The following is a 13,711-nucleotide window of genomic DNA, read 5'->3' as shown; positions in this document are numbered from 1 at the left end:
CGATGCTATGACCACACCCACCATTCATCACATCAAACAACAACGCACGCAGCTGGCTACCATCACCGTAGGGGATACCAACACATCTGTATTACCGCTATTTTGGATTACTGATTGGTTGCTTGAGGTGTTGGACAAGCCCGCGCTGTTTTTGATCACGGATGATGATTATCAACTGACCGATGCCGAATATGCACGATTTATGGCAGGCGTGACAAAGATGCAAGCAGGTACACCGCTGGCATATCTGACTGGACGGCAAGAATTTTGGTCGCTTAGCTTTAAGGTCAATGAGCATACTTTGATACCCAGACCTGATACTGAGGTTCTGATCGAGCAAGTATTGGCATGGATTAACGCGCAGCCAGTAGCCAAGAGTGAGGCTCAAGTAAAACGCTTGCTGGATCTGGGCACAGGATCAGGCTGTATTGCGATCAGCCTGGCGCACGAATTGGCAAGATCGGCGACTAATAAGCCAGCAAATGATTGGCAAGTGGTTGCGGTTGATATGTCTACTCAGGCGTTAGAGGTAGCACGGCATAATGGTATTGCCAATCACATTCACAATATCGAGTGGCAGCACAGCAGCTGGTACGAGGCTTTAGCAGAAGATGATACTGCAACGTTTGAGGTGATCGTGTCAAACCCACCGTATATTGACGAAGCGGATGCGCATTTGATGCAATTAAAAGCAGAGCCGATCAGTGCGCTTAGTGCACCCAATCATGGTTTGGCTGATATTGAGCATATCGTGCAACAAGCCCCGCAGTATCTTAAACGCGGCGGCTTATTGGCGATAGAGCATGGTTTTGATCAAGGCGAGCAGGTACGTCAGCTGTTTGAGGCGCGCGGCTTTCAGTCAGTGCGAGTGCTACAGGATTTTGGTGGTCGTGATCGCGTGACGTTGGGTGAATATGCGTGATAACGTGTTAACAGACAGCCGTTAATAAGCACAAAATTCAGCACTAATGAGTGATGGGTGCGGAAGATAAATAATAGACAAGCGTAAGCTGTGGTGAGAAACATGACACAACTGATAGATGATGAGCTGCTGCGCTATGCGCGCCAAATTTTGCTTGATGGCTGGGATATGGATGCACAGCTGCGTCTAAAGTCGGCGCGGGTAGTGATTGTTGGGTCAGGCGGTTTGGGCTGCCCTGCATCTGAAACACTGGCACGCGCGGGGGTTGGACAGATACATCTGATAGATGATGATCTGATTGAGGGTAGTAACTTGCAGCGCCAGACGCTGTTTGTCCCTGATGATATTGGCAAGCCCAAAGCCCTGTGTGCGGCAGATCGGTTGACGCAGATTAACCCACTGATAAATGCACAAGGGACGGTTGCACGGTTGACGCAGGATAACGCCAGTCAGTTGCTGGAGCTGGCAGCCGCCAAACCTGATCTGCTGCTGGATTGTACCGACAATTTTGCCACCCGCGATATCATCAACCGTATCAGTGTGCGCCATCAGATACCGCTATTGTCCGCTTCAGCGATCGGTATGCAGGGGCAATTGGCCCTGTTTGAACCGCAGTTGCAAACGGGCTGTTATCACTGCGTGTTTGGCGCGCCCAGTGATAGAGGTAGTGACAGTGCAGAGGACGATGCACGCACCTGTGCCAATTCAGGCGTGCTGGCGAGCACCACTGCCGTGATGGGCAGTTTGCAGGCCAATGCCGCTTTGCAGTATCTCGGTTTAACCAAAAATCCACTGACAGGTAAGCTACTATTGTGGGACGGTAGCCGTATGCTGCAGCGTTTGATGGGTTACCGTAGAGATGCGAAGTGCCCCGTGTGTGGCACGTAATATCTATAGTCAGTACTGAATAAATAAGCATACAACATGAAAAGTGCGCTCAATTTGTATGCTTATTTTTAGTGCAGGCGTTGATATAAATACTTTGCCAGCTCATGTAGCCATCACGCGCTGCGCCCCTTTCTTCTTATTGATAACAGTTGTTTTTTATGAAAATGCATCGACCTCATTTGTTAAAGCATACCTTTAATGTGGTAAACCGTGTGCGCCAGACTGCCAGCATCGCTGGGCTGTCGGCACTGCGTGTTGCTAAAGGTGAAAAACCAGATGCCCGATTGCTCAAGGACACCTTTGAGCAGTTGGGTACGACTTACATCAAAATCGGTCAGTTTATTGCCAGTACGCCGTCATTGTTTCCGCGTGAATACGTTGAAGCTTTTCAAGGCTGCCTCGATCAGACCACACCACTGCCTTACAGCTATATTGAGCGCGTCTTAGAGCAAGAACTGGCTGTTGATGGGCAAACGCTCCTTGATCTGTTTGCAGATATCGACACCAAACCTTTGGCGTCAGCTTCTATCGCGCAAGTACATGCTGCTCGTCTGCATAATGGGGATGAGGTGGTACTCAAGGTACAAAAGCCAGAGGTTGAAACTATCATGCAGACCGATTTGGGCGTGCTTCATGGCGTCACTAAGTTGTTAGAGGTGCTGATGCCCTCGATGAAGTTTGCCAGTATCGCACCGATTATCGATGAGATCAGACTGCGTATGCTTGCTGAAACCGATTTTATTGCTGAGGCGCAAAATATTCGTGATTTTCAGCAGTTTTTGGCAATGTCTGGCAACACGCGGGTGGTCGCGCCCAAGGTGTATGATGCGCTGACGACCAAGCGAGTACTGACCATGAGCCGCTTGCATGGCGTTTCAATGATCGATGAGCGTGCGATGCGTCAGTATTGCACTGACCCTGCGCAAGTGATGACAGACACGCTGAATACGTGGTTTGCCAGCCTCATGCTGTGCAATAGCTTCCATGCCGACTTGCATGCAGGTAACTTGATGCTACTGACCGATGGTCGTATTGGCTTTTTGGACTTTGGTATTGTTGGTCAGCTCAAAGCAGAAAGCTGGCGCGCCTGTTTGGGGATGATGCAGTCACTGCAAGACAATGACTATCAGGCGATGGCGCAGCACATGATTGATATGGAAATGACCCACGGTCGTCATCAAGTGGATGCTGATGCGCTGGCAGCGGATTTGCAGCGCATGATGCAATCGATTATGGCGGAAGATCGCGCCTTTACCAGTGGGGTTCCGTTTAACAGCAAAGAGCAGGCGGATGAGCTCAATCAGATGATGTTAGAGATTGTCGATGTCGGCAAGCGTCATGGTATTCACTTTCCGCGTGACTTTGCGCTGCTAACCAAGCAGTTATTATACTTTGATCGCTTTATGCGTACACTAGCACCAGACATGGATATGTTTAGTGATAAGCGGGTTCAGATGTTGGGACACAGTAAGGGCGCAGCGTCTAAACTGGTGTCATAGCTGATACTTTTTAAATGGATGGCTTTGATGGGGCTATCTGGTTTCGACGCGCCCTAGGCATGATGTGATCAAATCGCGCTACGACTGAAAACCTCTCGCAGCTCAAAGCTGGTATGGACTTGTGCCACACCCTCAATGCGATTGAGCCTGTGCAATAAAAATTCTTCATAATGTGCCATGTCACGGACGCGAACTTTGATGAGATAGTCTTCAGAGCGTCCAGTGACGATACTACAGCTGATCACCTCATCAAAACTCTGTATCTTTTGTTCAAACTGCTCAAAGCGTTCGGCGGTGTGCCGATCCATACTGATAGCGATAAATATCGCCAGTGAATAGCCCAATTTTTGCGCGTCAGTCTGGGTGTGATACCCTGTGACGATTCCTACGTCTTCAAGCCGCTTGACTCGCCTCGCGCAGGGGGTGGCAGACAGGTTGACACGTTCGGCAAGCTCAGTGATGCTCATGCGTGCTTGCGTCTGCAACAAACGCAGCAACTGTTTGTCGGTGACATCAATGTCAAACGCTGTGGTCAATGTGGCCTCTTTATTTTGGCTATTGGGCATTTTAAACTCATAATTGGTGACTTTCACCAATTATAGTCAATATTGTAGTGTTTACCACTCATTTTAATCAAAAATAGATGAGATAAAGTAGAATTTCTCTACTTTATCTTTGTTATTATAATGATACAAACTTTTGTTACTCACCATACGGCTATTGCCTTATGATGAATACGTTCACCCACTTCCTGTAAGGATTGATTATGTCTGACCATAGCGCCCGCACGGCGAAAGTTGCCCCTAAAAATGCTGCTTTTGATTTTCGTAAGTATCGCCCATTTGCGTTTGCGCCGCTGCTATCAGACCGCACGTGGCCGAGCAAGATGGTTGTGCAAGCACCGATCTGGGCCAGTGTTGACCTGCGCGACGGCAACCAAGCACTGATCGATCCGATGACCATTGAACAAAAAATGCGCTTTTTTGAAACCTTGGTTGATGTGGGCTTTAAAGAAATTGAAATTGGTTTTCCATCAGCCGCTCAGGTTGAATTTGATTTTACGCGTAAGCTGATCGAAGAAAACCATGTACCTGACGATGTGACCTTGCAAGTACTGGTACAGGCACGTGAGCACTTAATCGCCCGTACCTTCGAATCGTTAAAAGGAGCCAAACGCGCCGTTGTTCACGTCTACAACTCGACCAGTCGCGTACAGCGTGACAAGGTATATGGCAAAGATTTGGCCGAGATCAAGGCCATTGCCATCACGGGAGCTGAGCTGCTTAAAAAGTATGCCGCGCAATATCCTGAAACGGAGTGGATATTTCAATACTCGCCAGAGAGCTTTAGCCAAACCGAGACAGAATACGCGGTAGAGGTGTGTGATGCGGTCTGCGAGGTGTGGCAACCACAGAACGGCCAAGGCGTGATTATCAACTTGCCTGCAACCGTTGAAGCGTCAATGCCCAATATCTTTGCCGATCAGGTTGAATACTTTTGCCGTCATCTTGCTAAGCGGGAGCATGTGATTGTCAGCTTGCATACGCACAATGACCGTGGCTGTGCTATTGCGGCCGCTGAGCTTGGCTTGCTGGCTGGTGCCGATCGTATCGAAGGAACGCTCCTTGGTAATGGTGAGCGTACGGGTAACATGGACATCATGGTGATGGCGATGAACTTGTTTAGCCAAGGCATTGATCCTGAGCTTGATTTTAGCAACATGAGCGAGATCGTACAGGTGGTCAGCGAATGCAACAATCTGCCAATACATCCGCGCCATCCTTATGTGGGTGAGTTGGTCTTTACCGCCTTTAGTGGCTCGCATCAAGACGCGATCAAAAAGTCACTCGACTATAACGAAAAGCACAAAGAAACCGACGATGTGTGGGACGTGGCTTACTTGCCGATTGATCCTGTGCATATTGGCCGTAGCTATCAGGACGTGGTACGTATTAACAGCCAGTCAGGTAAAGGCGGGGTTGCGTACATCTTACAGCGTAATTATGGCTTCAATTTGCCGCGCTGGATGCAGATTGACTTTAGCCGTGTGGTACAAAACCAAGCCGAATCAGTGGCACGCGAGCTTCAGAACGATGAAATCTTGCAAACCTTTGAAGACACTTACTTACAGCAAGATCGTTTTGAATTGCTTGACTATAGTGTCAACAACAAAGGCGGCGAGGTATACTTTAATGGCCAAGTACAGATGAATGGTGAAGACATCACCATCGCAGGTACAGGTAATGGCCCATTGTCTTCGTTTATTGATGGCTTGGCGCAGCATACGGGCAAATCACTACATATCATCAATTATGCTGAGCATGCGGTCAACCCGCAGCACAACAGCGCTGATGGCATTGACGATGACACCAGCCGCGAAAACAAGACCAATGCCAACGCAGCGGCCTACATTCAGCTGAATGTTGATGGCGATGTGTATTCAGGCATCGGCACCTGTAGCAGCACCGTATCAGCAATGCTAAAAGGCGCCTTATCAGCCTTTGCCCAAGCAACCTCATCTGCCGCTGCATAAACTGATCCGTAGTTTTTTATACCCGCTGTCAGCCATGCTTTGGAACAATTTCCAAAGCATGGCTTTTTATTGTGCTAAACACGACATTTTGTATCAAATGGTGCCAATTATATTTGGGATATCGCAACAATCTAATTATAATGGCTGACTTTAGTTTATTTTATATATTAAAAGTAGCGCGTCTGATCTGACGAATAGCATAATATTACTTGTGTTTATCAGGCTCAAGACTTACGCTAACAAACATATTACCTATAAATATTAAGATAAAGGGCACCTATGGAACCGCTTTCACTTGCATCGTTTACGCTAGCATCTGTTTTATCCACGCTACCTGCTCCCGATGAGCAGACCAGTCAAGCGGTAATCAGCACCCATATCAGTCCTGCGATTGCAGGACAGTGGGAGATAGACCTGAGCGATGCCCACCAAGCGGCGACCGCGCAACCGAACAGTAGCGAGTTGGGCAGTGAGTCAGTACCAACGGATGGCGGTATTGTTGATAACAGCGCTCGCCGCATTACCCGCAGTGCTGGTAGTAATATACCTGCAGCGGTGCAGAGCAACGCCAATGGCAGCAAGCCCATGATGCAGTGCCGTGAGATATATAACTTTAAAGCGGATAATGAGATGCGTTCTGTGAGCGGAAAAGAATGGACTTATGGCCGCTACTTGGTGACTCATCGCGATGAAGGCTTGCCGCTTATCGTCATTAAGACCATCTATGACAACAATGAAGTGGACTGCTCAGGCAACCAAGTTGACCAAAGCGATGAGACCATGATCGCTTATCTTAAGTATGATGATACCAATATGCAGTGGTGCGCCGATCCTGAAGGACAGCAGTGCTTTATGAGCTTTCACCGCATCTTGCCTTAACGTTTGTTTGAGTTAAACCTAGGGTGTTTTCCTATTGAGTCATCAACGTTTGAATCAAGGATACGCCCCAATACTATAGTAAAAGCAAAATAGAACAAGTACACTAATCAAATGGCATACTCAGAAGATTACAGACAAATGATACTAAGCAAGCTTGAGGCAGGTGATAGCTTTCGAGAACTTGCAGCAGAATATCAACTTAGTCCAGCGACTATACAACGTTGGAAGAAAAACCCTAAGCGCAAGCAACGTGTTTTTCGTCCCTTCAAAATTGACAGCCAAAAACTTATAGAAGATGTGGCTACCTATCCTGACAGCTATCATCATGAGCGTGCTATCAGGCTTAGTTGTAGTCCAAGAGGCATTGGTATGGCCTTAAAGAGACTGGGTATTTCTCAAAAAAAAGACACTTAATCATCCAAAAGCAGATATCGAATTAAGGCGCGTATTCCTTGAGCAATTGCATCAATTTGAAGACCAAGATAGACCCATCATCTACCTAGATGAGAGTGGCTTTAAGTCTTATGACAATAGACCTCACGGCTATTGCTACAGAGGTCAAAAGTGCTTTGGTGAATATAATTGGCAGTTAAAAAATCAGACCAATGCCATTGGTGCCATTCATAATAATCAGCTATTCGCGGTCGGGCTGTATGACTGTAGCATCGATAGCAATCTCTTTCACAGTTGGGTGACACAACTGTTAGTATCTGAGCTACCCAAGAATAGTGTTATTGTCATGGACAATGCCACCTGCCACAAACGGCTTGATACCAAAGTACTTCTTGACGAGGCAGGACATACTATTTTATGGCTGCCTCCATATAGTCCAGATCTAAATCCTATCGAGCAGATGTGGGCTTGGGTGAAAAGAAAACGTAAGGATTGGCAAATAGATTGTATCGATACGCTGTTCTTTTATTTTCTTTGGATCTGTGATTGTTTTACTTTGCCTTGACTATATTAAGTGAGCAGATATCAAAAAGCCGCTACCTTATCTAATCGGTAGCGGCCTTTTTTTGTGTCTTATGATAAAACAGCAGCGACTTAAGACGCAGTTTTTGCTTTATGTTTGATCAGCAGTTCTTTTTCAAGATAATGAATATTTTGCGCTTCACGCACAAAGTTGTCATCAGACAAGATCACATCGCGGTGCAATGGAATGTTGGTATTAATGCCCTCAATCACTAGCTCATCAAGTGCTTGCAAGGTTTTGGCAACCGCTTGCTGGCGCGTCTGTGCATGACAAATCAGCTTGCCAATGAGTGAATCATAGTAGGTTGGAATCTCATAGTTGGGATACAAATGAGAGTCAAAGCGTACACCCGCACCTGCAGGAACAAACAGCTGGGTCACTGTACCGGGTGACGGCACAAAAGTAGCGGCGTCTTCAGCATTAATACGACATTCAATCGCATGACCTTGGACTTGGATCTCGCTTTGGCGATACGACAAGCCATAACCAGCAGCCACTTTGAGCTGCTCAACCACCACATCAACACCAGTAACCATTTCGGTAATCGGGTGCTCGACCTGAACACGGGTATTCATTTCGATAAAGAAAAATTCGTCATTTTCAAATAAGAACTCAAACGTACCCGCGCCGCGGTATTTGACCAGTTCACAAGCCTTCACACAAGCTTTGAGAATCGGTTCACGCACGTCGTCAGGGATATCAGGAGCAGGGGCTTCTTCGAGTACTTTTTGGTGACGGCGCTGCAATGAGCAATCACGGTCGTATAAGTGAATGGCATTACCGTTACCGTCGCCGATCACTTGGATTTCGACGTGGCGTGGGTTTTGTAGGTAACGTTCCATATAAATGGTGTCATCACCAAACCAAAGCTCTGCTTCTTGCTTGGCAGCTTGTACTTGGCCGACCAGCTCATCAAAGCGCTCAACCACACGCATACCACGGCCACCGCCACCAGATGCCGCTTTAATCAGCAGTGGAAAGCCAATATTACGTGCTTGTTCTTCCGCGTTATGCAGGGTGACTGCGCCAACAGAACCTGGTACGGTCGGTACGCCTGCTTTTTTCATAGCGTTAATGGCAGAGACCTTGTTACCCATGAGGCGGATATGATCGGCATTAGGGCCGACGAAGGTTAAGCCAGCTTCTTCGACACGTTCGGCAAATTCGGCGTTTTCAGACAAAAAGCCATAACCAGGGTGGATGGCATCCGCTCCTGTGATTTCCGCCGCTGTCAAAATGGTATTGATATCCAGATAGCTTTGGTTGGCATTGGGCTTGCCAATACAAATGGCTTCATCAACAAAGCGCAAGTGCATTAGGTTTTCATCAGCGGTAGAGTATACGCCTACAGTCTCGATACCGAGCTGCTTGCAGGCGCGAACGATACGCAAGGCAATCTCACCTCGATTGGCGATGAGCAGTTTTTTTATCATGGAATCATCCTTATCAAAGCGGCATTAAGCGGTCACACCGCTCAGGTCATGCTATGTGATTGACACAACAAAGTGACCTGAGGATATGACCCATAAAAGTAGGGGCAGATCGTTAAGCTTTGTAGCGTACGACTGGCTGACCAAACTGTACCACTTCAGAGTTGTCCACTAGAATTTCGTCGATGATACCGCTTTGAGTGGCTTCAAGTGGGTTCATGATTTTCATCGCTTCGATGATACCCAAAGTGTCACCAGCTTGTACTTTTTGGCCGACTTTGACAAATGGCGGATCATTAGGGCTAGGCGCTGAATAAAACACGCCAACCATTGGTGAGTTCTCAACATTACCGGCTTTAGCAGCGGCTTTTGGCTCACCAGCTGGTGCAGGCGCAGCGCTTGCTGCAGGCGCGGCAACCATTTGGGCTGCAGGGGCGTCATAATGGCGCGTCAAGCTGATGTGCTCATCATCTGAACTGATTTCTAGATTGACCAGTTCACTTTCTTCCATGAGGGCGATTAGGGTGCGTATTTTTTCAATATCCATAGTTGTAATGAAGCCTTATGCTAAAATTGAAGAAAAAAATAGTGTAACAAAATATAGTTTGATTGGTTGCTCATGATACCTATATTCGGCGTAATGAGCAATCAATGTACAGTTGTTAACTGGAATTTTTTACATATTATCGACTCAAACCAGCAAATCACGTAACGTTGCCAGTTTGGTCTGCTTTATAAATGGTGATACCAGTTCGTTTAAGCTATCGTCGCTACTGGTAATTATGATAGTCGATGTATCCGTCCAGCGCTAGCACTGCTTGCCATTATTCATCATCATTACGGCGAGCCACTGCGGATTTTGTGGCTTAAGCCCACTGCGCTTTGAGGCGCTTTTGCTGATAGCGCAGGCGCAGCGTGAGTAAAATTGAAGCCAAAAATAACCCTGTGACCAAGGCCATCCAAAATCCTTGCGCGCCAACATCTGTAAAACGAACCAAATAAATACCCAGCGGCAGTGCCACCAACCAATAACAAAACAGCGTCAGCCACATAGGCACGGCCGTATCTTGCATACCGCGTAAAATGCCCGCGACATTGACCTGCCAGCCATCAAACAGCTGATAGGCTAAGGCGAAAATCAGTAGGTGCATGGCTTGCGCCTGTACGGCTACGTTATCCGTAAAAGCCGCTGCCAGCTGCGGTCTAAACAACCACACACCAAGCATACAAACCACGGCAATCAGAACCGTCCAGATCAGTCCTGTCCGCTGCACTTGTTGCAGGATGGCGAAGTTTTTTTCACCAAAGCGATTAGATACCATAATGGTCAATGCCATGGCAACCGACATCGGGATCATAAACAGCTGCGAGGTGACAGCCAGCGCCACTTGATGTGAAGCCACCGCCAGCTCGCCAAGCGGACTGATAACCAAGGAAGCCAAGCTGAATAAACTGGCTTCAAAAAAAATCGCCACACCAATAGGAATACCGAGTTTGAGCAGCTTGGTGATTTGCTCACGGTTAGGGCGTGTAAAGCTATAAAAAAAGCGGGTGCTGGCAAATTGATGGCGTTTGGAAAAAGTGGTATAGTTGGCCAGCAACAGTACATTGATCCACAATACCAGCGCAGTAGCCACGCCGCACCCAGCGCCGCCAAGCTCAGGCATACCGTATAAACCGTTGATAAAAATGTAGTTGAGCGGAATGTCGGCAACCAAGCCTGCAATGCTGATGATAGTTACTGGCTCAGGCCGACCCAGCGCCTCGCAATAACTGCGCAGCACCGCATAGACAGCAAGGGCAGGAAAACCAAAGGACACCCCGTGCAGGTATTGGGCGGCTTTTGGCTGAATGTTTTCAGGCACGCCCATCAAGCCCAGCACACTTGGCATTAGATTGACAATCACAAAGCCCAATAAGCCAATCACCCCAGCAGTCCATAACGACTGCTGGGTGATGTGCGGGACGTGGTGATGGTTGTTTTGTCCGACGGCTTCACCAATCAGCGGCGTGGTGGCAATCAAAATACCAGTTGCCAATAAAAACAGTGGTAGCCAAATACCAGAGCCAATCGATACGGCGGCCAAATCCAGCGCTGAGACGCGTCCTGCCATGATGGCATCGACAACCCCTAACGCTGCTTGGCAACATTGGGTAATTAAGATGGGCAGCACCAGTATACCTAGGCGCGTACTGTATTTTTTGAACTCTAAAAAAGATAACGGGGAAACCATAGTTAGCAACTTGTCATTATTCACATAGGTTATTGCCGATACACATCCATGGTCATCAACAACGCTGTAGCGAAACAGTCAAAAAAAAGCGTCGATTGGGTGCAGCACTCATCAAGGCAGCGTGCTATCGCATGTATGATAAGACGCGCCAAAAACCAGACGCCAAAATAAAAATAACCCGTCCATTCAGCGCGTGAATGGACGGGTTTTGGCTGGCTATGATGGTAAAGAGGGCAACAAATAAAGTCAACACGTTATGATGACTGGGCATCACACATGCTTAGGGTACTGGCAGCGTTTAACCGGCTATGCCGCTAGTTGTTTTATGATATATCATGATTTCATTTAGTTTCTGGTAACAGTCCCTGTTGCTCAGCCATATCCATAATAGCGTACCAATGTTTTGGCTCAAGCGGGATCACGGTCAACTGCTCGCAGCCTTTTTTTAGCAGCAGTGAGTCCTCAAGCGCGGGCATAAATTTCAATGCCGATAATGGCAAAACATCAGTAAAGGCCATCTCAAAGGTCAAATCGACCATATACCAGCGCGGCTCATCCTCAGTCGCGATGGGGTCATAATGGCGGTGCTCAGGGTGAAACTGCGACGGGTCAGGATAACCTGCCCGCGTCACCGTCATGATACCAGCCACCCCAGATGGTTTGGCGCTTGAGTGGTAAAATAAGACCTGATCGCCGACCTGCATGTCATCACGCATAAAATTGCGCGCGCGGTAATTGCGTACGCCGTCCCACGCATCAACCCCCAGCCGCTGCAAATCATGAATGCTAAAAAAACGCGGGTTCGACTTCATCAGCCAATATGCCATAAAATATAGTCCTGTTCTGGGGTGATTATTATCATAAGATAGACAGTGTGCCGAGTATATAGGCACGTGAACAGGGGTGTTTGTTATCGATTTTGTTATGACGGTATGAGCCGCCAGTCGTCGTATACTTGCTATATCCGCGCTTTTCTTTTGCCACCTGAGTCGTTATTCTAGCAGCCATTTCGCTGTTTGCTGCAGCCTATTACCGATAAGTCAATATGATGCCGATACCCGATACCACGCCTTTAACCGAAAGCTCACCGACCGCAAACCTTGATGTGGCCAGTATTCCTCTGGCGCTTTATATTCATATCCCGTGGTGCGTTAAAAAATGCCCTTATTGTGATTTTAACTCGCATGAGCTGAGCGCTGATATGTCGGTGTCCATGTATGATGCGTATGTTGATGCCCTCTTGCAGGATGCGCAGTTGCAGCAGTCACTGGCACAAGGACGCCAAGTTGGCTCGATATTTATTGGTGGCGGCACGCCATCGCTGTTGCCGATTGCACAGTATCAGCGCCTGTTTGCAGGTCTGCGCGCCTGTTTTGATTTTATGGCAGACATTGAGATCACCATGGAGGCCAACCCTGGTACGCTTGAGCACGCGCCTTTTGCAGAGTATCTGGCTGTGGGTATCAACCGCTTGTCGATAGGGGTACAAAGCTTTGCCACCGATAAGCTTACGACCCTTGGCCGCATTCACGATCGCACGCAGGCGCTGGATGCCATTCGTTCGGCGCGCGCGGCAGGCTTTACGCGCGTCAATGTGGATCTGATGCATGGTTTACCGCAGCAAACGACCGCTGAGGCGCTGCAAGATATTCAGCTGGCGCATGATACAGGTGCCACGCATATCTCTTGGTATCAGCTGACCATTGAGCCAAACACGGTATTTTATCGCAGTCAGCCGCTGTTGCCAGATGAGGACAATCTGGCCGACATTGAACAGGCAGGGCAGGCGCTGCTACAGCGTTTGGGGTATGACAATTATGAAGTGTCAGCATGGGCAGGCGCGTCGGATCGCGCGTGTCGGCACAATGTGAACTACTGGCAGTTCGGTGATTATTTGGCGATTGGTGCAGGCGCACATGGTAAGGTCAGCATTACTGAGAATGCGGTATTAGACACCGCTTTAGTCAAGGCGACGACGGCAGAGGAGAATTTATCTGCAGGTATTTACCGCTTTAGCAAATCTCGGTTGCCCAAAGATTATCTGGGCGCACCATCTGAAACGGTAAAGACTCATCCAATTGTCGCCCCCAAAATGGTCAACTGGCAACCCATCGCAGAAGATGAGTTGGTCAGTGAGTTTATGCTCAACGTGCTACGGCTACATGAAGGAGTGACATGGTCGCTGTTTAGCGCGCGCACAGGGCTGGCTTATGAGCATATTGCAGCAGAAGTACGCCGTTTGGTGCAGCAAGGCCTGCTCGTAGACAGTAGCGAGCGACTACAAGCCACTGCATTGGGTCAGCGCTATTTGAACCACATATTGCGTGAGTTTTTATAACATTAAAAAATA

The 13,711-nt window shown here is 48.0% G+C and carries 13 protein-coding genes; 8 read left to right on the top strand and 5 right to left on the bottom strand.

All coding sequences use genetic code 11. The features are described 5' to 3' along the window. Positions 1 to 7: 7 nt before the first annotated feature. The 3 genes from prmC (at position 8) to ACFI32_RS03795 (ending at position 3,309) form a co-directional block, all read left to right on the top strand. On the top strand, positions 8 to 922 hold the full coding sequence (gene prmC, locus ACFI32_RS03805; protein ID WP_462625175.1) for a peptide chain release factor N(5)-glutamine methyltransferase: 915 nt from the start codon (positions 8 to 10) through the stop codon (positions 920 to 922). A 102-nt stretch (positions 923 to 1,024) separates the two neighbouring features. Further along, a complete protein-coding gene (locus tag ACFI32_RS03800) occupies positions 1,025 to 1,810 on the top strand; it encodes a HesA/MoeB/ThiF family protein (RefSeq protein WP_462625174.1) in 786 nt (261 codons plus the stop codon). 158 nt (positions 1,811 to 1,968) lie between these two features. Next, a complete protein-coding gene (locus ACFI32_RS03795; RefSeq protein WP_462625173.1) occupies positions 1,969 to 3,309 on the top strand; it encodes an ABC1 kinase family protein in 1,341 nt (446 codons plus the stop codon). A 68-nt stretch (positions 3,310 to 3,377) separates the two neighbouring features. Here ACFI32_RS03795 and ACFI32_RS03790 read toward each other — a convergent pair whose 3' ends face one another. Then, complete coding sequence (locus ACFI32_RS03790) at positions 3,378 to 3,875, bottom strand: Lrp/AsnC family transcriptional regulator (RefSeq protein ID WP_462625172.1); 498 nt, start codon at positions 3,873 to 3,875, stop codon at positions 3,378 to 3,380. A 200-nt stretch (positions 3,876 to 4,075) separates the two neighbouring features. Here ACFI32_RS03790 and leuA point away from each other — a divergent pair, with 200 nt between their 5' ends. From leuA to ACFI32_RS03770, 4 genes are all read left to right on the top strand, one after another. Next, positions 4,076 to 5,842, top strand: a complete 1,767-nt coding sequence (gene leuA, locus ACFI32_RS03785; protein ID WP_462625171.1) for a 2-isopropylmalate synthase — start codon at positions 4,076 to 4,078, stop codon at positions 5,840 to 5,842. 279 nt (positions 5,843 to 6,121) lie between these two features. After that, entirely contained in the window at positions 6,122 to 6,721 is a 600-nt protein-coding gene (locus ACFI32_RS03780; RefSeq protein WP_462625170.1) for a hypothetical protein, read from the top strand. A gap of 111 nt (positions 6,722 to 6,832) precedes the next feature. Beyond that, entirely contained in the window at positions 6,833 to 7,135 is a 303-nt protein-coding gene (locus tag ACFI32_RS03775) for an IS630 transposase-related protein (RefSeq protein WP_462625169.1), read from the top strand. A gap of 16 nt (positions 7,136 to 7,151) precedes the next feature. After that, positions 7,152 to 7,679, top strand: coding sequence for an IS630 family transposase (locus ACFI32_RS03770; RefSeq protein ID WP_462625308.1), 528 nt, complete (start codon positions 7,152 to 7,154; stop codon positions 7,677 to 7,679). Between the two features lie 89 nt (positions 7,680 to 7,768). Here the strand turns inward: ACFI32_RS03770 and accC are convergent, their stop codons facing one another. The 4 genes from accC to ACFI32_RS03750 form a co-directional block, all read right to left on the bottom strand. Continuing rightward, complete coding sequence (gene accC, locus ACFI32_RS03765) at positions 7,769 to 9,130, bottom strand: acetyl-CoA carboxylase biotin carboxylase subunit (protein WP_462625168.1); 1,362 nt, start codon at positions 9,128 to 9,130, stop codon at positions 7,769 to 7,771. 112 nt (positions 9,131 to 9,242) lie between these two features. Continuing rightward, a complete protein-coding gene (gene accB / locus ACFI32_RS03760; RefSeq protein ID WP_462625167.1) occupies positions 9,243 to 9,674 on the bottom strand; it encodes an acetyl-CoA carboxylase biotin carboxyl carrier protein in 432 nt (143 codons plus the stop codon). Between the two features lie 319 nt (positions 9,675 to 9,993). Beyond that, positions 9,994 to 11,361 (bottom strand): MATE family efflux transporter, encoded by a 1,368-nt coding sequence (locus ACFI32_RS03755; RefSeq protein ID WP_462625166.1) that lies wholly within the window; start codon positions 11,359 to 11,361, stop codon positions 9,994 to 9,996. Between the two features lie 341 nt (positions 11,362 to 11,702). After that, positions 11,703 to 12,188 (bottom strand): EVE domain-containing protein, encoded by a 486-nt coding sequence (locus ACFI32_RS03750; protein WP_462625165.1) that lies wholly within the window; start codon positions 12,186 to 12,188, stop codon positions 11,703 to 11,705. 218 nt (positions 12,189 to 12,406) lie between these two features. On the opposite strand from ACFI32_RS03750, the gene hemW reads away from it, so the two are divergent. Next, a complete protein-coding gene (hemW, locus tag ACFI32_RS03745; RefSeq protein WP_462625164.1) occupies positions 12,407 to 13,699 on the top strand; it encodes a radical SAM family heme chaperone HemW in 1,293 nt (430 codons plus the stop codon). Positions 13,700 to 13,711 lie beyond the last annotated feature (12 nt).

The organism is Psychrobacter sp. PSi21 (genome assembly GCF_054960615.1).
The sequence above is the reverse complement of the archived record's forward strand: the minus strand, read 5'-3'. Positions and strand labels throughout refer to the sequence as shown.

Coding starts and splice junctions, on each gene's coding strand:
- prmC (WP_462625175.1), top strand. CDS start 8: ATGACCACACCCACCATTCATCACATCAAACAACAACGCACGCAGCTG.
- ACFI32_RS03800 (WP_462625174.1), top strand. CDS start 1,025: ATGACACAACTGATAGATGATGAGCTGCTGCGCTATGCGCGCCAAATT.
- ACFI32_RS03795 (WP_462625173.1), top strand. CDS start 1,969: ATGAAAATGCATCGACCTCATTTGTTAAAGCATACCTTTAATGTGGTA.
- ACFI32_RS03790 (WP_462625172.1), bottom strand. CDS start 3,875: ATGCCCAATAGCCAAAATAAAGAGGCCACATTGACCACAGCGTTTGAC.
- leuA (WP_462625171.1), top strand. CDS start 4,076: ATGTCTGACCATAGCGCCCGCACGGCGAAAGTTGCCCCTAAAAATGCT.
- ACFI32_RS03780 (WP_462625170.1), top strand. CDS start 6,122: ATGGAACCGCTTTCACTTGCATCGTTTACGCTAGCATCTGTTTTATCC.
- ACFI32_RS03775 (WP_462625169.1), top strand. CDS start 6,833: ATGGCATACTCAGAAGATTACAGACAAATGATACTAAGCAAGCTTGAG.
- accC (WP_462625168.1), bottom strand. CDS start 9,130: ATGATAAAAAAACTGCTCATCGCCAATCGAGGTGAGATTGCCTTGCGT.
- accB (WP_462625167.1), bottom strand. CDS start 9,674: ATGGATATTGAAAAAATACGCACCCTAATCGCCCTCATGGAAGAAAGT.
- ACFI32_RS03755 (WP_462625166.1), bottom strand. CDS start 11,361: ATGGTTTCCCCGTTATCTTTTTTAGAGTTCAAAAAATACAGTACGCGC.
- ACFI32_RS03750 (WP_462625165.1), bottom strand. CDS start 12,188: ATGGCATATTGGCTGATGAAGTCGAACCCGCGTTTTTTTAGCATTCAT.
- hemW (WP_462625164.1), top strand. CDS start 12,407: ATGATGCCGATACCCGATACCACGCCTTTAACCGAAAGCTCACCGACC.